Here is a 19,905-nt window from a genome sequence, read left to right as displayed (position 1 = left end):
TGACAGAAGCCGGTAAAGCTCAGGCTTCTGTCATTAATCAGGGATAAAAAACGATCAACGAAGACCGCTGATGTAGTGAGAAACCGCTTCGATCTCTTTATTGCTCATCTTCTCGGCAATGGTTCTCATGATTTTGGTGTCACCATCGTTGGTTCGATCACCTTCACGAAGGTCACGCAGCTGCTTGGCGGTGTACTCTGCATTCTGGCCCGCCAGTAAGGGGAAGCCCGCCAGGAAGTTACCCTTACCCGTGGGAGAGTGACAGCTGGAGCAGGCCGGAATACCTTTCTTGGCATCCCCACCACGGTAAAGTGCTTGACCCAATGTGACATACTTGGTGTCAGTTGCTCCCTGAGGGGCTGGCTGACTGGCAAAGTAAGCCGCCAGGTCAGCAATATCCTGCGTGGTCAGAGCGCTGACGAAGGGCATCATCTCTGGCACAGAGCGTGTGCCGTCCTTGATTTCAGTGATCTGTTTGATCAGGTAACGCTCCCCCTGACCGGCGAGATTTGGCCAGTTTGGAGCAAGACTGATCCCTGTGGCACCATGGCAGGCGGCGCAGGTCGTTGCTTTGCTCTTGCCTGCTGCTGCATCGCCTTTGGCAAAGGCGATGCCCGTTATCCCCAAAGAAATTACCAGAGTGAGAATGACTTTTTTCATTACCTGACCCAGTTACGGCGTTTGCCTTAAATGGCTGTTATTATTCATCAGACCTGACAGCTTTTATTGTTTAGCGAAACAAGACCCATACAGAGATTCGCATCTGCTTTCTGTCTGTTTCAGCATCAGGTGACATGACGGCATGTACCTTGAACGACGATAGTATAAACTACTCAACCGGCGACCGGTACAGGCAGAGCGATATCGATCCGTTGGAAGTGATACCCGGGAGTCGGACAGGCTCCCGTTGCCCGTTTGCTGATCTCTTTTACGTGATTTATTGAGTCCCGTGCTTATTTATCACCGGCTTAAGTAGTTGGCCAAATGGAATCGTATATTTCTGGCTAAGTGGGCAGTTGCTATGCAAGGCGCAACGTAGGGAGCATAGCCGTAGCTATGTGACCGGAGTTGCAACGCCGCAGAGTGACTGACAACTTAGTCAGAAATATATGATTTCATTTGGTTAACTACTTATTGGCAATCAGCAAAGATTACTGGAATAGATGAAACCCCATGAGTGATACCAGATCTTCATTAAATTACCGCCAGGCCTCTTTTTACAAGAGCGCGGCCAGGCTGAGCCAGTGTCCGGAGAATGAAGGTCGTGAAGTGGCCTTTGCAGGTCGCTCTAATGCAGGAAAGTCCAGCGCCCTGAATGCGCTGACGGGTTCCAACAAACTGGCTCGTACCAGTAAGACGCCGGGAAGAACCCAGCTCATCAACTTCTTTGACGTGCAGGATGGTGTCTTTCTGGTGGATCTTCCGGGCTATGGTTATGCCAAAGTGCCTGAAGCCATGAAGCAGGAGTGGCAGCATCACATGACCGATTATCTGGAGCGTCGCGAGGCGCTGGTTGGCCTGGTGCTGTTGATGGATATTCGTCATCCGATGAAAGAGTTCGATCAGATGATGCTTAACTGGAGTGTAAGTGCAAACTTACCGCTGCACATACTGCTCACCAAGGCGGACAAACTGAAACAGGGGGCCGCCAAACAGGTTCTGAACAGCCTCAAAAAGGATCTGTCCCGATTCCCACAGGTGAGTGTTCAGTTATTCTCTTCCCTCAAGAAAACCGGTGTTGATCAGCTCTCTATGAAACTGGATGAGTGGTTTCTTGCACCTGAGCCCGATGACATTTATGACGGTGACGAGCACCTGGAGTCTGATGATTAGGTTTCACTGCTGAGCATGGAAAGCTAAACCAGCCCTCGTTCCGCCATGGATAGTATCTTTCCCTGTCCCACAATCATATGATCCAGCACCTGAATATCCACCAGTTGCAACGCCTCTTTCAACCGCTGGGTAATGCGAATGTCAGCCTGACTGGGCTCAGGATCGCCCGATGGGTGGTTGTGACAGAGAATCAGTGATGCCGCATTCAACGCCAGCGCCTGTTTCACCACCTCCCTGGGATGAACGGTGGCTGTGTTCAAGGTGCCCTGAAAGAGTGTTTCCAGCGTAATAACCCGGTGCCGGGTGTCCAGAAAAAGACAGGCAAACTGCTCTCGCTGAAGACCCTGGAAGTGCAGCTGCAGGTACTCCCGGGTTGACTCTGGGCTGGAGATAACATCGGAGTTGGCTACCTTTTCACGCAGTACCCTTCGGCAAAGCTCCAGGGTAGCGCTGAGCTGCGTAGCTTTGGCAGGCCCAAGGCCTTTAACGGACATAAGATGCTGATGGCGGGTGGTCAGCAGTTTTTCCAGGCCACCAAACTGTTCCAGCAGATGGCTGGCCAGTTCCATCACGTTCATACCCTGGCAACCCGTTCTTAACAGCAGTGCCAATAGCTCCGCTTCAGTGAGGGCTGAAGGGCCCATGGCCAGTATCTTTTCTCTTGGTAGCAAATGATGACTCCGGGCTTTTATGGTGGTTATACCGTCAGCTATTCACTGCTATGATGGAGCGGATTTATGGTGAGTAGCCCATGGCGTTCTGTGCGGTTCCTGACTACTCAGACAAAAAATTGCCGGTTTAATTCCCTGAGGAAATTTGCAAAAAATGCAACAGCTAAGTAACAAACGCATTGTTCTTGGTGTTACCGGTGGCATTGCTGCTTATAAGAGTGCAGAGCTGATTCGTCTGCTGACCAAACTGGGGGCTGATGTCCGTGTGGTCATGACCAGTGCCGCCTGTGAGTTTATTACCCCGTTAACCCTGCAGGCACTGTCTCACAACCCGGTGCATCTGGATCTGCTCGACACCGGGGCGGAAGCGGCCATGGGGCATATCGAACTGGCCCGCTGGGCGGATGTGGTTCTGATTGCCCCTGCCACGGCTGACTTTATTGCACGACTGGCCGGTGGCCATGCGGATGATCTGTTAACCACTTTGTGCCTGGCCACCAGTGCACCTATCTGCCTGGCACCGGCCATGAACCAGGGGATGTGGCGTGATAGTGTGACCCAGCGAAATTGCGAAGAGCTGCTGGAGCGGAATATCCATTTGTTTGGCCCGGGCGATGGCAGCCAGGCCTGTGGTGATATCGGCCCGGGCAGGATGCTAGACCCTGAGCTGATTGTGGAAAAAACATCGGGGCTGTTCAGCCATGATATTCTCACCGGGGTGAATATCATGATCACCGCTGGCGGCACCCGCGAAGATATTGATCCGGTTCGGTATATTTCCAACCACAGTTCCGGAAAAATGGGCTTTGCCATTGCCGAAGCGGCTGTTGCATCCGGGGCAACGGTTACCCTGATCAGTGGCCCGGTGAATCTGGACACACCGGATCGGGTCCGGCGGGTGGATGTGGTCAGTGCCAGGGATATGCATCAGGCGGTTCATGACCGGATAGCCGATGTGGATATCTTTATCGGTTGTGCTGCTGTCAGTGACTATCGCCCTGCCGAGGTTGCCCGGGAAAAGATCAAGAAAGACCCTGACAATGGCAGTGAAACCCTGGAGATTAAACTGGTACGGAACCCCGATATTATTGCTTCGGTCTCCGCTCTGGACACACCGCCCTTTGTGGTGGGTTTTGCCGCAGAGACGCACAATGTACTGGGCTACGCTGCGGATAAGCTGCGCCGCAAGAAGATGAATCTGGTGGTGGCCAATGATGTGGGTGACCGGGAGATTGGCTTCAGCAGCGACAGCAACGAAGTCACCGTCATTGGCGAAGCGCTGGAAGAGCCATTACCAAGAGCATCGAAAAAAGTGGTGTCCCGCAAGCTGCTGCAAATTGTTGCCCGCCGTTTCAGAAAGTGGAAAAGCCAACAGCCCAAAACTGAGACAGTTGAACAGCCTTGAAAGGCATTTCACGGTAAATACACAGGGAATTAAACGACATGAGAACACTGAAAACCCGTATTCTGGATCCACGGCTGGGCACAGAGTTTCCATTGCCGGAATATGCCACAGAAGGCTCAGCAGGTATTGATCTGCGAGCCTGTCTTGATCAACCTATGAGCCTGGAGCCGGGTCAAACCCAGTTGCTGCCTACCGGTATGGCCATCCACATTGAAGACCCGTCCCTGGCGGCGATGATCCTTCCCCGCTCCGGACTGGGTCATAAGCATGGCATCGTTCTGGGTAATCTTGTGGGACTGATTGACTCTGACTACCAGGGGCAGCTGATGGTCTCCTGCTGGAACCGGGGAAATACCACGTTCACGATTCAGCCGGGGGAGCGTATTGCCCAGTTAATACTGGTTCCCGTGGTTCAGGCCCGACTGGAGATTGTGGCAAGCTTTGATGAAAGTGACCGCGGTGCCGGAGGCTTTGGGCACTCCGGAACCCACTGATTACGGCTTTTTGTCACCAGGGCGTGGCTGATTGTGCCAGGCCGCCACCAATAAAAAATAACCAGGGCCTGTTGATGTTACGTTGCCAGTTCAAATTGAGCCTGCAGTCAACAGGCCCGGACACCATGCTCAATCAGTAAGAGCAACGCAGGAGGAGTCATGGATAAGCCTGCTTTATCCTCTCAGGAAATCGCCACGGTTCTGACCGAGGCACTGCCCTATTTGCAACGCTATGCCGGTAAGACCGTCGTCGTTAAATACGGTGGCAATGCCATGGAAAACGACGAACTGAAAAACAGCTTTGCCCAGGGCGTGGTCTTGCTGAAGGCGGTGGGTATTAATCCTGTGGTGGTTCACGGTGGCGGTCCACAGATAGGCGACATGCTGAAACGGCTGAACATCGAAAGCCGCTTTGTCCAGGGCATGCGAGTCACCGACTCCAATACCATGGATGTGGTACAGATGGTATTGGGCGGGCTGGTAAACAAGGAGATAGTGACACTTATCAACAACAATGGCGGGCGGGCTGTTGGTGTTACCGGCAAGGATGGTCGATTTATTCGTGCCAAACGGTTGCTGGTGACCGAGGTGACCCCGGAGATAACCGCACGGGAGATTATTGATATTGGTCAGGTGGGCGAAGTGGAATCCATCGACACCGATATCATCACCATGCTGCAAAACTCCGACTTTATTCCGGTGGTTGCGCCTATCGGGGTGGATGATGCCGGTGCCTCCTACAATATCAACGCCGACCTCGTTGCCGGACGCCTGGCGGAAGAGCTGGTGGCAGAAAAACTGTTGTTACTGACCAATACGGCAGGCCTGCTGGATAAGGATGACAACCTGCTGACCGGGCTGAACTCAGAGCAGGTCGAAGCATTAATTGCTGACGGAACTATTTATGGCGGTATGCTTCCCAAGATACAATGCGCGCTTAATGCCGTGAAGTGCGGTGTAAAAACAGCGCACATCATTGACGGCCGGGTGCCACATGCCGTTCTGCTTGAACTGTTAACTGACCGGGGAGTGGGCACCCTGATAACCGGAGATAGTGTTTAGTACTCATAATGGATATGTCTCAGAAAATTTCTCGCAAGCAGCAGATTCTGGAAGCCCTGGCTCATATGCTGGAGACGGCTCCGGGGAACCGGATTACCACCTCGGCCCTGGCCAGAGCGGTGGGTGTTTCCGAAGCGGCCCTGTACCGTCACTTCCCGAGCAAGGCAAAAATGTTTGAAGGGCTGATCGAGTTTATTGAGGAGACGCTGTTTTCCCGAATCTCGCTGATTCTTTCTGAAGAGCCCCATGTGACTGCACGGTGTGAAAAGATCCTGCTGTTGCTGATTGGCTTCTGTGAGAAAAACCCCGGCTTGACCCGTATCCTGACCGGGGATGCATTGGCTGGTGAGACCGAGCGGTTGCGCCAGCGTGTGACTCAGCTGTTTGACCGTCTGGAGACACAACTCAAGCAGACGTTACGTGAAGCGGAAATCAAGGAAGGTGTGCGACCCCGCCTGACCGTCAGCGTAACTGCAAATCTGATGCTGGCTGCTGCCGAAGGCCGGATTGCCCAGTATGTTCGCAGTGAATTCAAGCGCAAGCCCACGGAAAACTGGGCGGATCAGTGGCAAATTCTTTCTGCGGCGGCGTTCAGATAAGTTCTGGTTTTCCTGGTGTCTGGCCATGGTCAGGCACCGGATACCTGACCAACTATTTCGTTATGACCGGTATAGTAATCAATATCCTTGATCACGCCTTCGTCAGATGTTTCCAGCAAAATCGGCTGGTGGATCTTAAGAATAGATTTAGCACCTGCATCACCACTGAGTAACTTCAAATCTGCCTGAAGAGATGCGGGAAATAACACGGGGTGAGCCGGAATCGGATCTTCAGATTGATAGATCGGCCTGATGATTTTATTGAATTTATGTTTTCTAAAACCTGCAATAAGGCGCTGGTAAGTATCAGGTTCGATGTGGGGCATGTCTCCCAGGCAGAGAAGGATATGTTGATCGTCAGGAATATGGTCAATGGCTTGCACAATGGATGAACTCATACCTTGTTCAAAATCAGGGTTGTCCGTGTAGGCAAGCCGGTATTTATCCAGTGCACGTTTAAGGCGGTGATCCTGCGGTCTGACGATAACTAAAACGTGATGAACATGGTGCTGAGCATTCAATGCACTGCGGATGGCCATAGGGATGCCGTTAATATCATGCATCATTTTATGGCCGTTAAATCGCGTACCTTTACCGGCGGCTAAAATAACCGCCGTTATTTTCTCGCCAGGGTTCGATGCTGAAATGCTAACGGATGTCACAGGCGGCCGTCTGACTGATTTGATCTTCTTTCTTTTCCAATGCCTTACCGGGCTGTATGCCATTTTTAATGGCTGTGATTTCAGCAAGAATAGACAGCGCAATTTCAGCCGGGGATTTACTGCCGATATTTAATCCCACTGGGCCATGGAGTTGGTTAACTTCAGCTTCAGTGAAATCAAAGTGTTCCCTGAGGCGTGCGCGGCGTTCCTGGTTGTTGAGTTTCGAGCCAAGGGCACCAACATAGAAGGCATCGCTTTTTAAGGCGGTGAGTAACGCCATGTCGTCTACTTTCGGGTCATGGGCGACGGCGACAATGGCTGTACGAACATCCACGTTTAAATCCTGAATGATATCGTCAGGAAAACCTTGTAACAGCGGTAAGTCTTTTAAGGGCCAGTTGCTCCGATAATCAGGCCTGGGATCACTAACCAACACTTCAAACCCAAGGCCCTGGGCAAATTCGGCCAGATATCGGCCAGTTTCACCGGCACCAATCACCATTAATCGCCAGGTTGGGCCAAATACGTTTTGCCAGTGGGTTGGTGACAGCTCGGGTGCCTGTTGCTGCCAGGGAAGATAAGTCACCTGACCCGTTTCAAGGCTTACCTTTCTTAAGCAGGTTTTTCTGGTTGCAATATGATCAATCAGACATTCAACGTCTTTAATGTCATTGAGAGGTTCCGCCATCAGTTCTAAAGCACCGCCACAAGGCAATCCAAAACGGTGACGCTCTTCGGCCGTTTCTCCGTACATGATTTTTTGTACAAATCTGACCGGGTGTTGGGCTAGCTGTTCGATCAAATCTTCTTCAACACAACCGCCACTGACACTGCCAAAAAAACGACCAGAGGAACTTACCGCTAAAAGGGAGCCTACCGGGCGGGGGGAAGTACCCCAGGTTTTAGCCACACTGACGAGGGTAATATTCTCGCCTTGTTCAAGGCAGGATAAACAACCATTTAATACTTCTAATTGTGAACCTTGCATATTGTTTTAATTAAACCTTTGCACATAACGGGTCTTCGTCCCTCGGACAGCCTCCTAGGGACGAAGCACCACACTCAAATTAACTCAGTTTAAGAGGCAAGCTTCTTAAACGCTTACCCGTTGCGGCAAAGATGGCATTGCCCACGGCACCGGCAATGGGCGGTAAACCGGGTTCACCGACACCCGTTGGTGCTTCATCACTTTCTACAATGACTACCTCAATGTCTGGTGATTCATTCATTCGCAGTATCGGGTAATCATGGAAGTTACTTTGCACCACTGCACCGTCTTTAACGGTGATCTCACCGTAAAGGGCAGCGGTTAAGCCAAACAGGATGCCACTTTCCATTTGCTGGATAACGATTTCAGGGTTAACCGCCAAGCCGCAATCCAGCACACAGGTCACTTTGTGAACTTTAATTTGACCGTTGTTCACCGATACCTCTGCGATTTGAGTCACATAAGACAGGAACGAAGCATGAACGGCTACGCCGTGATAGTGACCTTCAGGCAAGGGTTTTCCCCATCCCGCTTTTTCGGCTGCCAGCTTCAGCGTGTTCGCCAGTCGAGGATTACTTTTTAAGTGTTTCAGGCGATAGGCGACAGGGTCTTGTTGTTGCGAAATGGCCACTTCATCCATCATGCTTTCTTTAAAGAAGCCACTGAATGAGTGACCAACACTGCGCCAGAAACCTACCGGTAGCCCCGGATCAACCGTCACGTGGTCAACGGATTTATGGTTGGCATCATAATCTTCGAATAAGCCTTCGACGGAAGTAGGATCGACCGTCCAGCCGTCAAACAGGCCGTAACCCGCTTTACTGATCCAATCAACCATGCCATCCGGCAGGAATCCCGGCATCATGGCATCGGTCACTTCGTCGATGGTATAGGGCAGGATGTTTGGACCGGAGCGCTTAACGTTCCAGCTGTCAATATTACCGTCTTTATCCAGGCCAACCTGAAATTCAGCCATGGATGCAGGACGATAATAATCGCGTTTTGTATCGTCTTCACGGCTCCAGATCAGTTGCACCGGAAAACCCGATGCTTTGGCTATGGAAACGGCTTCTGCAACATAATCGCTTGAGATACGACGTCCGAACCCTCCTCCCAGGAACGTACTGTGAACAGTTACATCGTCTTTTGCTACATCACCGTAAAAGGCGGCTAATTTGGCAGCAACACCCGGGTTTTGGCAGCCTGTCCAGATTTCTAATTTATTACCGGTGAATTTCGCCGTGCAATTCATCGGCTCCATTGTGGCGTGGGCCAGGTAGGGGGCCCAATACTCTCCGGACACAACCGTATCAGAGGTTTTTAATGCATCACGACCGTTGCCTTCTTTGTGTGCATTATCGGATTCATCGCTATCCAATGCAGCTTTAAATAATTGTTTGCCGTTGCCTGCTTCAGTGGAGTCACTGGAAAAGTCAGACAGGGTCTCCGGTAATTCCCATTGTACGTCCAGCACAGGCAAGGCGGCTTTTGCCTGATAGTAATGATCCGCTACCACGGCCACACCGTTAAAGATGCTGACCACGGCTTTGACGCCGGGCAGGCTTTTCACTTTGCTATCATCAAAGTTTTTCACGGTGCCACCCGATACGGGGCAGCGTTTTAATGCCGCCCGGTGCAGGCCAGCAAACTCCACGTCCAGACCAAATTCCGCTGAGCCTGTGCTTTTCGCTACGGCGTCCAAACGTTTTGAGTGTTTACCAATGTATTTGAAGTCTGCTTTTTTCTTGAGCGGTGTCTCTTCAGGAAGACTCAAATGAGCAGCCACTTTGGTAAAGTCACCGTAAGGCAGCTTTTTACCATTGGCGACAATCATGCCGTTATCCGTTTGAATTTGATCCAGCGGCAGTTGAAGTACTTGTGCGGCCGCCTGTCGAATAACCATACGGACATTTGCAGCCATTTGCCGCAGCGGAATAAAATGCACACGAATGCTGTTGCTACCACCGGTCAGTTGCAGTCCATATTCCGGGTTTGCATATTCTTCGTGAGCGCCAACATTTTTAACCTGGATTTTACCCGGATGAACGTCGAGTTCTTCCGCCAGCATGGTGGTCAGGCCCGTGTATACGCCCTGGCCCATTTCGGAACGGGGAAGATAAAAATAAATGTCATTATTGGCGGTAATTTGCAGCAATGCATTGGGTTGCAAATCACCATCCATGGCATTGGGAAATTTAACACTGGCACAGCCCGTCAGTGGAATTCCCACCACTAAACCACCACCGACAATGCCCATTTTTTTGAGAAAGCTACGGCGGGAGCTGTTTTCTAATGTCTGTTTGTTTTGCGTTAGTGGTTGTTCAATGACACTCATGACTGCACCTCCTGTGTCTCCGGTGATGCAGTTGCCGTTGGATCAAATACCTGAACCGCTTGCAAACGGCCTTTGCCATTTCTTAAATCTGCCGCTGCATTTTTGATGGCTTTTTTTACATTGGGATAGGTGCCGCATCGGCAGATATTGCCGCTCATGGCGATGTCGATATCGCTGTCACTGGGGTTGTTGTTCTGGCTCAGCAATGCGGTAGCACTGATGATTTGCCCACTTTGGCAATAGCCACACTGGGGAACGTCGGCTTCAACCCAGGCGTTCTGCAAAGTGGACATCATTTGTGGGTTACCAAGGCCTTCAATGGTGGTGATATGTCGATTGGCCACGGCTTGAACCGGCATGATGCAGGTTCGGGTACTCACACCATCGATTAGCATGCTACAGGCACCACATAAGCCCATACCGCAACCGAATTTTGTGCCTTTCATGGTCAAATGTTCACGAACCACCCAGAGCAACGGTGTATCTCCCGGTGCGTCGACATTTACCGTTTGTCCATTTAACTTAAAGCTAATCACGTGTGCCTCCCCCGGCCGTGTCAGTTTCTTATTAGCTAAAATACTTTTTTTATCAGCAGACGCTTGTCGTCAATATTTCTATATTTTTATAGATCCTGCGCCGCAGCCAGATTGGCTACGGTCGCACTTTAACAAACAGTATAATGACGACCTCATACTCCATAGGCATCTCTATAGGCTTTAATTTCCGGTGCGTATCGGCGGATCTCCGGATGATGTTCACTATACTCAAGCAAGTCAGACAGGGAAACAATACTCAACACCGGAATATTGAAATCACGCTCTACTTCCTGGATGGCAGAAAGCTCTTTTAGCGTTGCGGACTCTCCTGGCGTTGAAGACTCCCCTTGCCCTTTTTCCTGACGATCCATGGCGACCACAACGGCTGCGGGCGTCGCGTCTGTTTGCTCAATAATGGTCATCACTTCACGAATCGCTGTGCCTGCCGTGATAACATCATCAACAATCACGACTCGCCCTTCCAGGGGCGCACCGACAATATTCCCTCCTTCGCCGTGATCTTTGGCCTCCTTGCGATTGAAGCACCACGGCACATTCCGGTTATGCTTTTCAAACAATGCGACGGCGGTCGCAGTGGCCAATGGGATGCCTTTGTAGGCGGGCCCAAACAGCAGGTCAAATTCAAGCCCGGCATTGACCATGGCTGAGGCATAAAACTGACCGAGTTTGCTGATGGCTTCACCGCTATGGAATAACCCGGCATTAAAGAAGTAGGGAGATTTTCTTCCGGACTTCAGGGTGAACTCTCCAAAACGGAGTACTTGCTGCTCAATGGCGAAATCCAGAAATTCTTTTTGGTACTGATGCATCGGGAGGGTCCTGTTCGCTATATGCCCGTAGTGCCGGACTCAAGGGCTGATCTTATACCAATATACGACCCTAAATCCCCTGTGTGAGGTGTTATTTCAGAGATATTGTGCAATTTATAATATTGGTTGCATCCCGGTCAGCAGGTGTGAAATTACGGAAACCGTCAGGTGTCACTTCGTCAGAACTGCAGGCTGCTGCAGAAGAGACCGGATTTATGCGGATAAACATACGGGAGGCGACCCGTTATCATTTGTTCGATATAATCCAGAAATTTCTGTGTTCAACCGTACCATAAGAATGTTAATCATGCCTTATAATAGGGGTGAGGGCTCTTACCAACTCTGTCGTACAGTTGATGCAGGGTTAATCCCGGTTGAGTAACTGTATCCTTGAAAAGCTTAGACTTTAGCCGTCGTTCATCCTGATCAAAGCAACTGCTGCTCAGGCTGAGATTTGCTCAAATGGTTTTGCAGGTCTTCAGTTTCTGTTTTTCCGGTTACTGTCTTGCCGAGGTAACAAGCTTACTTAATGCCAGAGCATGTAAACGGCCTGGTAAGGTGTATTCGATGAGAGTTATCAGTTTAAATTGCGAAGGCATTAAAAGCGCACGGGAAAAAGGCCTGTTTGACTGGCTCCTGGAGCAGGATGCTGACCTTATCTGTCTGCAGGATACTCGTGAAGACGAGCAGGTGATTGAGGATCAGTATTTTCTTGATGGCTACTTTGGTTATGCTTTCAGTGGTTACAACAGGGTTGAGCGAGGCGGTGTAGCCATCTATACCCGTCATGCTCCCAAGGCTATTATCAGTGGCCTTGGTATTCCTGAGGTTGATGAAACCGGCCGTTACCTTCAGGCAGACTTTGACAAGATCAGTCTTGTCAGCCTGTACGTACCGGAAGGTGACACTGAAGAAAACCTGAATTTCAAGTACCGTTTCCTGGACGGCTATTCCCACCACTTAAGCAAACAACGTCGTAAGCGTCGTGAGTTCCTTATGTGTGGCACCTGGAACATTGCACACCGCAAGATTGATGTGGCTAACTGGCGTGATGCCCAGGAGGTTTCAGGTTTCAATCAGGCGGAACGTGGCTGGATGGAAGGTCTGCTGGGTGATATGGGGTTCTTTGATGCTTACCGTGAGGTTGACCGGGAGGCGGGCAAGTACAGCTGGTGGCAAGATGAGTATCTGCGCCATGACAATGTTGGCATGCGCATTGATTACCAGATTATCACTCCGGGCATGCGTCACCGCGTGCTGAATGGCGGTATCTACAAGGGTCAGGCCTTCTCATCCCATGCACCGGTCATCATTGATTATGACTGGGAGCTGGGGTTCTGACTATTTTCTGAACCTGATTCATCATTTTGTTGTTCCCGGATAAATGGGAACATTGCTGAAAAAGGAGAGAGTCAACGACGTTGGCAATCTCCTTTTTTTATTTTTAGTGAATAAAAAAGAATAAAGTATCTGGTTTGACCGATCACTCTGTAATATGTCGATTTGCAGCCCGTTGTGTATGGAACTTTTTAAATAGACACACAGTCAATATCACAGTTAAAAAATGCTGGCAGGTTAATTCAGGAGTGCTGGTTGCCATGAATATTCAACCCAAACCCGCTCAGTCATTCTGTCCTGTCGTTCAGACTCGGGATGTAGCCACGCAAACAGAAACAAGTGCTATCAATCACCTTGGAAAGGAGGTGAAACTTATTGCTCCCCGTTATTTATATAACACCTGTTTTCCTCACCAAAGAACGAAAGTATGCCAGGAGGAGTTGTCCCGAAAAATCAAAATTATCAGAACAAATGCGTCATTGATTAATTTTCCATTGATTGAGACTACCTTGCTGGCTAAATTTGGCTTGTCCAAATGCATTGCCAAAGAGCAGGGCAAAAGATTTATTGCCGAATGTGCCATCGCCACGGCCATTAATGTGCAAATGCCTATCGGTAAAACGGAGGGCAGGCTGGAAGGAGGAGGCCTTCAATATTTGGGTGAGTGCATTAACAGCCTGGAAACTCTGATGGTAGAGGGATGGAATATTGAAGCATCGAAACGTCTGAAGAAAAACCTGGTTTATGAAACAACGCGAATCACCATCCCGTACGAAAACCTGAACAGTGACCGGAAAGCTGCGGTCAAGAACTATATTCTGAAAAACCAGACCCTCTTTGTTAACGCTGCTGCAGTGGAAAAAACAACTCAAGCCCTCAACCTGTTCAGACATCAGTTAGCCTATCAGAATGCTCTGGGTCTATACCCCCCGGCACCCCAACTATTCGACTTGAGTTCCCCACAAACAATTATCGATATTGAGGCTAACAGAGTGTTTCCGGGGGATGAATCCGGCGTACAGAAAATTCGGGGTGTCCTGCAGGCAAAGATGACCCGAGTGCTGGCACAAATGACCAACCCTGACTCAAAGCTGGTCAGTATGATGCTGGACGATAAACGCGCTGCTGGCATGCTGGCCGCTGGTGACAAACAAATCCTCAGAACAGCATTGACCCATCGCCACGCCCAAATGCCCATACCTGGCCCTGAGGCATGTCTGTTTTATTTGCAGTTCGCATTTGAATTCAGGGCGAGCCTGATGGCTTCAGGCCTGGATCCAGAAGCGCTGTCTTCTGTAATTGTTGGCTGCCTGAATGTGCATCAACTGGCAAAACGGGATCAGAAAATCCAGCAGGTGGAGATCTCCTCGGAAAGTTTATTGCATGCCTGGTCGCAAAGCAGCAGGATCTTATCGGTTTTATCGTACATAAAAACATCAAACAACATGGAAGCATTGGTCAAAGAGTGCGGTAAACAACTGACGTATGTACCGGATACCAACTTTTTCAGGATGATTAATAACCCATGGGTTTGTGAGAAATTCAAGCTTACCCCTCAATACGCCCCGGAGTATCACCAGAATAACCAAGCTGGCAGCAGTTCAGGCCCGGGCTTTATAGCTAACTCAGGCAACAATACTCGAAAACGACCAGAAAATAGCGATGATACTCTTCCGCACGCCAGTAAAATGGCCCGCCCGACGGAGTAAACAGGACATTGGGTACTTTGCCGTAAAATGAGTGTTCGTGAAGTTGATCCGGGCGTTAGTACATGGTTTCAATGGGTTTGAAGTGTACAATCTCCGTTCACCCTGAGCGGAGTCGAAGGGTGCTTGGTACGATCTATCAGAGTCCGGATATTTCATCAATTAATTAAGAAAAGATTAATATACTGTTATTTTCTGATGAAGCTTTGGATCATCTGGATACATTCGTCGGTTCTTTTTTCAATATCAGTACTTTCCATCATCAGGATCTTTTTTTCAGATATTCCGGGATCGACGGTGTTGCACAGTACCCACTGATCAATATCTTTCTGGAAAATGATATCGTCACTGCGAATGCCGTCACTCTCCAGTGCAAATTTTCCTGTTGGCAGATAGCAGTAAGCATCAATTTTCTGGCTAATGGCGTTGGCCAGCTTGAGCATATAAGGGCTGATAGGGGTCTCGCATATTTTCAGCCAATATCGATGGTAGGCAAGTAATGAGGGAGGACCTGTATCGATAATGCCATGACCTTGCAGATTCTCTGTCCACTCAAGCATGGCGCCCAGTGCCGATCCCGCCATGGCCGTGGAAGTCACCTGACGGATTGCCTGATCTTCAACTATTGCATCGCGGGGCGTCTTATACTTCAGATGTTTTGCGATTTTTCGGTAATAGTCGGTGAACACCGACCATTCACTCCCAAGCTCTTTCACCAGAGCGTTGCAGAGCGTTGTTTTACCCGTTCCATGGGAACCAATGAGTGCAATAATCATACTGCTGACCTGTTACAGAGTAAGAACCCGGCATATAGCCGGGTTCTATTAAAAATAGCTCAAGCAAAAGGGCAGGCAGTAAAGTGTCATTCTGCTAACGCTTTTTTCTGTAACTCGATAATTTCCTCAATACCGGATCGTGCCAAGGCCATCATCGCCAGCATTTCATTCTGGCTGAAAGGGGCTGCTTCTGCCGTTCCCTGGACCTCGATAAAGCCGCCAGCATCGGTCATCACAACGTTCATGTCCGTTTCGGCACTGGAGTCCTCAGGATAATCAAGGTCAAGAACCGGGCTGCCTTTGTAGATTCCCACGGAAACGGCGGCAATCATGTGCAGGAAAGGGTCACTTTTGACCATCTTCTTCTCCTGCATATAGCGCAGTGCATCCACTAGTGCCACACAGGCTCCGGTAATTGAGGCTGTGCGTGTGCCACCGTCGGCCTGAATCACATCACAGTCAATATTAATGGTGTTTTCACCGAGCTTTTTCATGTCTACCGCCGCACGCAAGGCACGGCCGATCAGGCGTTGAATCTCCAGCGTCCTGCCACCCTGCTTGCCTCTGGAGGCTTCCCTTCCCATCCGTTCCGTGGTGGACCGGGGTAGCATGCCGTACTCGGCGGTGATCCAGCCCTGGCCGGTTCCTTTGAGAAACCGGGGTACACCGCGTTCGACCGACGCGGTACAGATGACTTTGGTATCGCCAAACTCAACGAGCACAGATCCTTCTGCGTGTTTGGTATAGTTGCGGGTGATGTTTACATCACGTAATTGGTCTGCCGTTCTTCCGCTAGGGCGCATTTGGGTTACCTTGGTATGTCTGAAAAAACGTGAGCACTGCAAAATTTGCGGAATTATAACTGTTCAGTGGGTTTTCGGGAAAATAGAGTTTGAATAATCAGCTCTCTTTGTTGATGCTGCGTTATTAAATCAATGACATACGCCCAAGTGGTCAGTATTTTTAGAACTATAGTTTTTCCAAAATCTTATCTCATCGGTTTATTTTGTGGATAAACTTCTGAAATAATGAGTGTTTATTAGCCCACCGATTAAAGAGTATTTCATGACTTCCAGCATGACTGCATTCGCCCGTGTTCAGATACAGGAGGATTGGGGAAGCCTGGTATGGGAGATTCGATCCGTTAATCACCGTTACCTTGAACCCCACTTCCGTCTCATGGAACAGGCACGGGAGATCGAGCCTGCGTTGAGAGAACTGATTCGCAAGCAGCTGAAACGAGGCAAGGTTGAATGCAGCCTGAAATTTCAGCTGGTTGAGAAAGAACAGGTGCTTGACCTGAATCGTGTCCTGCTGGAAAAGCTGCAACTGGCAGTGCGTGAGGTTGAGGCCCATTTTTCCCGGGTTGCACCGGTCAATCCTCTTGAGGTTCTGCAGTGGCCCGGCGTGCAGAGCAATGAAGAGACGGAAATGGCCGTTGTTCATCGGGCTGCCATAAAAGGGTTCAACACAGCGCTTATTCAACTGAATGAGATGAGACAGCGGGAAGGACAGGAACTGCAGTCTTTCATTGAGGCCCGTTTGGATAAAATGGGGGATGAGGTGCAGCGGCTTCGTGGGTTGCTGCCAGACATTCTGCAAAGCCAGCGTGAGAAAATCCTTGATCGACTGGCTGAAGCCAGACAGGAGTTAAATCCGGAGAGGCTGGAGCAGGAAATGGTGATGTTGGCTCAGAAGATGGATGTCGATGAAGAGCTGGATCGTCTGGAAACGCATATAGCGGAAGTGCGCCGAACACTGAAAAGCCCCGGGCAGGGAGCGGTTGGACGGCGATTGGATTTTCTGATGCAGGAACTCAACCGGGAGGCAAATACCCTGTCGTCCAAGTCCATTCATGCTGGACTTACCCAGACCGCTGTTAATCTTAAGGTCCTGATCGAGCAAATGCGTGAGCAGGTTCAGAATATTGAATAGGAAACCTTATATAATCAACAAGTGATTTTTGTCTTGTGGTAAATAGCAGGGCTTATTTCTTAGTCTGACTTATCCTGAAGTACATAGGTTTAAAACAGGGAGGCTTCCCTGGAGTGTTCATGAATATTGGCAAACTTTATATAATCGCTGCCCCTTCCGGCGCTGGCAAGACAAGCCTGGTAAAGGCCATGGTGGAATCTACGCCCCATGTGCGTGTGTCGGTCTCTCATACCACCCGGGGTATCCGGCCTGGTGAGCAGGATGGCGTAAACTATCACTTTACCTCTGTCGAAGGCTTCCGGGACATGTTGAGCAAAGGCATGTTTCTTGAGCATGCTGAAGTCTTTGGAAATTATTATGGAACCTCGGCACACTGGGTTCGTGAACAGCTGAACAAAGGTGAAGATGTTATTCTGGAGATTGACTGGCAGGGGGCGCAGCAGGTACGCCGTTTGTTGCCTGATGCCGTATCAATCTTTATCCTGCCGCCTTCTCTAGAGGCTCTGAGGGAACGGTTGATCGGGCGGGCTACCGATGACCTTTCGATCATTGAAAGGCGCATGTCTCAGGCAGTCAGTGAAATGTCCCATTATGGTGAGTTTGACTACCTGGTAATCAATGATGAGTTTGATCTTGCCTTGCGGGATCTGCAAACCATTATTCGCAGCCAGCGCCTGTCAATTAATTGGATGCAGCATTACAAAGAAGATCTGATTAAAGGTCTCATAAACTGAGTGATTAAGGGTAAGTAGTTGATCAAAAAAGGTCATATTTTCTGATCAGGTGTATGTCACTCCGTGGCGTTACAACTTGGGTCATGTAACGGCTATGCTCCCTGTGTTGTCCTTGCATAGTGACTGTTCATTCAGGTAGAAATATATGATCCCATTTGGCCAGCTACTTATCAGCTTTAAGCAACAAGCTATATTTAAATCCATAGAATTAAAAGGAAGTAATGCTATGGGTGTGAACAGAGTACCTGGTGGAAACGTTCCAAGGTATGATCAGAAACATCAGAAGTCTGACAAAGGTCAGAATTCCGCACAGGATAATCATCATAAAGTTGGTAGTGTCTCCTGTGACAGTCAAATTAGAAAAACGAATACTGAACATTACCAGGTTGATCATGCAGCAATAAAGCCAAAACAGGTCGATGCTCTGGATCATCTTTCTGACACTTTTATGAAGCGTAATGGTGAGAAAAGTCATCAGTCTGATCGAGATAAACCACCAAAATTCCTTTCCAAAGTGGCTAACAAAGGGATCAAGGCTAAATCTGCAGAAGAGGCAAGAGGTGCAATCCAAAAGTATTTCCAGCTGCTGAGGAGATCTTACTCCAGAGAGGCTCCTCCTTCACCAGAAATAAGAGAGCAGTTATATAACGACGTTGTAAAACTGTCTGCCAAGGTAATGAGCTTTGAATTTACCGCTGGTCGGGATAAGGATAAGGAAAAAACGCTTGGTTTAACAGCAGAGCTTCTTCAACAAATGCTGAGTGGCCTGAAAACCTCTTCTGCTGAGTTTGTAAACAGCCAGGTGACAGCCGTTCTTTCCCTTGGAATGATGACCCCAGAGGATAAAGCGTTTCTTTTTGGCTCCTGCCTGAATACTCAAATTATTTCTGTGGATAAATACACTGCTGACATAAGAAATTTAGACAATAAAATTTCTAGTCTGAAGACGAAGTTAGCTGGTTCAAAAAAAGGTGAGGCGGAAGGCCTGAAACACAGAATCAAATCTGCGGGTATTGAACGGGCTGATTTAGAGAGAAAGCATCAACTGCTGGTGTCTAAAGAAGTAGGGGGGATGCATGGCCAAAAAGAGTTTTTCCAAAGCTGCTATGAAATTATGATGAAGCAAGTCAGGTCTGAAATCAGGGTTGGCTTAAAGAAACAATTAAAGCAAAAAAATAAAGCAAATTTTGATGAAGGAGAGAAGTTGGTTAACCAAATAATGGGGAAGATGGATTCAACCCTTCGTAGTAAAGCTGAGTCTATAGCTAAAAATGCAGCCAACCAGAAAAAGGGTATTCAAGCGGAAGATGTTTATCTGAAAAAAAGAACCGACCTTTTTTTACTTCTGAATGAAGAGGTTTCAGGGCTTCTTGGGGGTATAAAAGAATCTTCTGACTTAAAACCTTTACCTGTGCATAAAAATGATGCAGTGCCAACTCATAAAGTTGATGATAAAACAAGTTTTGATAGAAACAGTGGGTCACGTAAGCCTGTGCACAGGAAAAAGAGCCCTGAAGCTAATAAACGGTCGACCTCAGTCACGGAAGTATTAAAAGAAGCTGTTGATAAGGAGGATCACAATCCAGAAGCTCCTGCAGCTATTCAGCACAAGCCTTCTGATGTTAAGAATCAGGCCGCAGTTAAGGATCTGATCAAGTTCTTTGAAGACGTTGCTGAGAAGCACAGAATTGAGGATAAGTAGTAAACCCAATGAAATAATATTGGGTTCCATTTGCCCAGCTACAGAATATGGGAGTCTCCGGGCTTTAATCAATCTGGCTATAAACTACGCACTAGTACATGGTTTCAATGAGTTTGACGGGTTGTTGTGCCTCCGCACTCCGTTAGTCCTGAGCCTGTCGAAGGACCCATAGGGCCTAAAGGCGGAAACTCCGGACTCTGATAGATTGTGCCAAGCACCCTTCGACTCCGCTCAGGGTGAACGGAGATTGTACACGTCAAAAACCATGCACTAGCCTTTTGTTATGCCAGCGAGCGGTA

The 19,905-nt window shown here is 49.1% G+C and carries 19 protein-coding genes; 10 read left to right on the top strand and 9 right to left on the bottom strand.

Annotation, left to right across the window (positions count from 1 at the left end; genetic code table 11):
- Nucleotides 1-54: 54 nt before the first annotated feature.
- A complete protein-coding gene (locus ACO6VE_RS12990; protein WP_422444274.1) occupies nucleotides 55-660 on the bottom strand; it encodes a c-type cytochrome in 606 nt (201 codons plus the stop codon).
- A 513-nt stretch (nucleotides 661-1,173) separates the two neighbouring features.
- Between ACO6VE_RS12990 and yihA the strand changes: the two genes are divergently transcribed.
- Nucleotides 1,174-1,833 carry a ribosome biogenesis GTP-binding protein YihA/YsxC gene (gene yihA / locus ACO6VE_RS12985; protein WP_422444272.1) on the top strand — a complete coding sequence of 220 codons (660 nt, stop codon included), beginning with the start codon at nucleotides 1,174-1,176 and terminating at the stop codon, nucleotides 1,831-1,833.
- Between the two features lie 23 nt (nucleotides 1,834-1,856).
- On the opposite strand, the gene radC is transcribed toward yihA, so the two are convergent.
- Nucleotides 1,857-2,504, bottom strand: coding sequence for a RadC family protein (radC, locus tag ACO6VE_RS12980; protein ID WP_276508144.1), 648 nt, complete (start codon nucleotides 2,502-2,504; stop codon nucleotides 1,857-1,859).
- 154 nt (nucleotides 2,505-2,658) lie between these two features.
- Between radC and coaBC the strand changes: the two genes are divergently transcribed.
- The 4 genes from coaBC (at nucleotide 2,659) to slmA (ending at nucleotide 6,064) form a co-directional block, all read left to right on the top strand.
- Nucleotides 2,659-3,909: a bifunctional phosphopantothenoylcysteine decarboxylase/phosphopantothenate--cysteine ligase CoaBC gene (gene coaBC / locus ACO6VE_RS12975; protein ID WP_422444269.1), complete on the top strand. Its 1,251-nt coding sequence runs from the start codon at nucleotides 2,659-2,661 to the stop codon at nucleotides 3,907-3,909.
- Nucleotides 3,910-3,947: 38 nt separating this feature from the next.
- A complete protein-coding gene (gene dut / locus ACO6VE_RS12970; protein ID WP_422444267.1) occupies nucleotides 3,948-4,403 on the top strand; it encodes a dUTP diphosphatase in 456 nt (151 codons plus the stop codon).
- A gap of 159 nt (nucleotides 4,404-4,562) precedes the next feature.
- On the top strand, nucleotides 4,563-5,465 hold the full coding sequence (gene argB, locus ACO6VE_RS12965) for an acetylglutamate kinase (RefSeq protein WP_422461648.1): 903 nt from the start codon (nucleotides 4,563-4,565) through the stop codon (nucleotides 5,463-5,465).
- Between the two features lie 8 nt (nucleotides 5,466-5,473).
- Nucleotides 5,474-6,064, top strand: a complete 591-nt coding sequence (gene slmA, locus ACO6VE_RS12960; RefSeq protein ID WP_422461646.1) for a nucleoid occlusion factor SlmA — start codon at nucleotides 5,474-5,476, stop codon at nucleotides 6,062-6,064.
- 29 nt (nucleotides 6,065-6,093) lie between these two features.
- Here the strand turns inward: slmA and ACO6VE_RS12955 are convergent, their stop codons facing one another.
- From ACO6VE_RS12955 to pyrE, 5 genes are all read right to left on the bottom strand, one after another.
- Nucleotides 6,094-6,726 (bottom strand): nucleotidyltransferase family protein, encoded by a 633-nt coding sequence (locus ACO6VE_RS12955; RefSeq protein ID WP_422444261.1) that lies wholly within the window; start codon nucleotides 6,724-6,726, stop codon nucleotides 6,094-6,096.
- A complete protein-coding gene (locus ACO6VE_RS12950) occupies nucleotides 6,713-7,714 on the bottom strand; it encodes an XdhC family protein (RefSeq protein WP_422461644.1) in 1,002 nt (333 codons plus the stop codon). The genes ACO6VE_RS12955 and ACO6VE_RS12950 overlap by 14 nt, the downstream gene beginning before the upstream one ends.
- A 79-nt stretch (nucleotides 7,715-7,793) precedes the next feature.
- A complete protein-coding gene (locus ACO6VE_RS12945) occupies nucleotides 7,794-10,049 on the bottom strand; it encodes a molybdopterin cofactor-binding domain-containing protein (protein WP_422461642.1) in 2,256 nt (751 codons plus the stop codon).
- Nucleotides 10,046-10,585: a (2Fe-2S)-binding protein gene (locus ACO6VE_RS12940; RefSeq protein ID WP_163372303.1), complete on the bottom strand. Its 540-nt coding sequence runs from the start codon at nucleotides 10,583-10,585 to the stop codon at nucleotides 10,046-10,048. The genes ACO6VE_RS12945 and ACO6VE_RS12940 overlap by 4 nt, the downstream gene beginning before the upstream one ends.
- Nucleotides 10,586-10,737: 152 nt before the next feature.
- On the bottom strand, nucleotides 10,738-11,415 hold the full coding sequence (gene pyrE / locus ACO6VE_RS12935) for an orotate phosphoribosyltransferase (protein WP_422444255.1): 678 nt from the start codon (nucleotides 11,413-11,415) through the stop codon (nucleotides 10,738-10,740).
- Between the two features lie 567 nt (nucleotides 11,416-11,982).
- On the opposite strand from pyrE, the gene ACO6VE_RS12930 reads away from it, so the two are divergent.
- The gene (locus tag ACO6VE_RS12930; RefSeq protein ID WP_422444253.1) at nucleotides 11,983-12,756 is read left to right on the top strand and encodes an exodeoxyribonuclease III; all 774 of its coding nucleotides are present in this window, start codon (nucleotides 11,983-11,985) and stop codon (nucleotides 12,754-12,756) included.
- Nucleotides 12,757-13,262: 506 nt separating this feature from the next.
- Nucleotides 13,263-14,462: a hypothetical protein gene (locus ACO6VE_RS12925; protein WP_422461640.1), complete on the top strand. Its 1,200-nt coding sequence runs from the start codon at nucleotides 13,263-13,265 to the stop codon at nucleotides 14,460-14,462.
- Between the two features lie 185 nt (nucleotides 14,463-14,647).
- Here ACO6VE_RS12925 and ACO6VE_RS12920 read toward each other — a convergent pair whose 3' ends face one another.
- A complete protein-coding gene (locus tag ACO6VE_RS12920; protein WP_101746421.1) occupies nucleotides 14,648-15,235 on the bottom strand; it encodes an AAA family ATPase in 588 nt (195 codons plus the stop codon).
- An 86-nt stretch (nucleotides 15,236-15,321) separates the two neighbouring features.
- Nucleotides 15,322-16,038 carry a ribonuclease PH gene (gene rph / locus ACO6VE_RS12915; protein ID WP_163372308.1) on the bottom strand — a complete coding sequence of 239 codons (717 nt, stop codon included), beginning with the start codon at nucleotides 16,036-16,038 and terminating at the stop codon, nucleotides 15,322-15,324.
- Nucleotides 16,039-16,312: 274 nt separating this feature from the next.
- On the opposite strand from rph, the gene ACO6VE_RS12910 reads away from it, so the two are divergent.
- From ACO6VE_RS12910 to ACO6VE_RS12900, 3 genes are all read left to right on the top strand, one after another.
- On the top strand, nucleotides 16,313-17,170 hold the full coding sequence (locus tag ACO6VE_RS12910; protein WP_422444246.1) for a YicC/YloC family endoribonuclease: 858 nt from the start codon (nucleotides 16,313-16,315) through the stop codon (nucleotides 17,168-17,170).
- Nucleotides 17,171-17,289: 119 nt separating this feature from the next.
- Nucleotides 17,290-17,904, top strand: a complete 615-nt coding sequence (gene gmk / locus ACO6VE_RS12905) for a guanylate kinase (RefSeq protein ID WP_101748579.1) — start codon at nucleotides 17,290-17,292, stop codon at nucleotides 17,902-17,904.
- 145 nt (nucleotides 17,905-18,049) lie between these two features.
- Nucleotides 18,050-19,606, top strand: a complete 1,557-nt coding sequence (locus ACO6VE_RS12900) for a hypothetical protein (RefSeq protein ID WP_422444244.1) — start codon at nucleotides 18,050-18,052, stop codon at nucleotides 19,604-19,606.
- Nucleotides 19,607-19,905 lie beyond the last annotated feature (299 nt).

The sequence above is a fragment of the Endozoicomonas sp. ALB115 genome, assembly GCF_049310245.1.
Classification (GTDB): Bacteria; Pseudomonadota; Gammaproteobacteria; order Pseudomonadales; family Endozoicomonadaceae; genus Endozoicomonas.
The sequence above is the reverse complement of the archived record's forward strand: the minus strand, read 5'-3'. Positions and strand labels throughout refer to the sequence as shown.

Coding starts and splice junctions, on each gene's coding strand:
- ACO6VE_RS12990 (WP_422444274.1), bottom strand. CDS start 660: ATGAAAAAAGTCATTCTCACTCTGGTAATTTCTTTGGGGATAACGGGC.
- yihA (WP_422444272.1), top strand. CDS start 1,174: ATGAGTGATACCAGATCTTCATTAAATTACCGCCAGGCCTCTTTTTAC.
- coaBC (WP_422444269.1), top strand. CDS start 2,659: ATGCAACAGCTAAGTAACAAACGCATTGTTCTTGGTGTTACCGGTGGC.
- dut (WP_422444267.1), top strand. CDS start 3,948: ATGAGAACACTGAAAACCCGTATTCTGGATCCACGGCTGGGCACAGAG.
- argB (WP_422461648.1), top strand. CDS start 4,563: ATGGATAAGCCTGCTTTATCCTCTCAGGAAATCGCCACGGTTCTGACC.
- slmA (WP_422461646.1), top strand. CDS start 5,474: ATGGATATGTCTCAGAAAATTTCTCGCAAGCAGCAGATTCTGGAAGCC.
- ACO6VE_RS12950 (WP_422461644.1), bottom strand. CDS start 7,714: ATGCAAGGTTCACAATTAGAAGTATTAAATGGTTGTTTATCCTGCCTT.
- ACO6VE_RS12945 (WP_422461642.1), bottom strand. CDS start 10,049: ATGAGTGTCATTGAACAACCACTAACGCAAAACAAACAGACATTAGAA.
- pyrE (WP_422444255.1), bottom strand. CDS start 11,415: ATGCATCAGTACCAAAAAGAATTTCTGGATTTCGCCATTGAGCAGCAA.
- ACO6VE_RS12930 (WP_422444253.1), top strand. CDS start 11,983: ATGAGAGTTATCAGTTTAAATTGCGAAGGCATTAAAAGCGCACGGGAA.
- ACO6VE_RS12920 (WP_101746421.1), bottom strand. CDS start 15,235: ATGATTATTGCACTCATTGGTTCCCATGGAACGGGTAAAACAACGCTC.
- rph (WP_163372308.1), bottom strand. CDS start 16,038: ATGCGCCCTAGCGGAAGAACGGCAGACCAATTACGTGATGTAAACATC.
- ACO6VE_RS12910 (WP_422444246.1), top strand. CDS start 16,313: ATGACTGCATTCGCCCGTGTTCAGATACAGGAGGATTGGGGAAGCCTG.
- gmk (WP_101748579.1), top strand. CDS start 17,290: ATGAATATTGGCAAACTTTATATAATCGCTGCCCCTTCCGGCGCTGGC.
- ACO6VE_RS12900 (WP_422444244.1), top strand. CDS start 18,050: ATGATCCCATTTGGCCAGCTACTTATCAGCTTTAAGCAACAAGCTATA.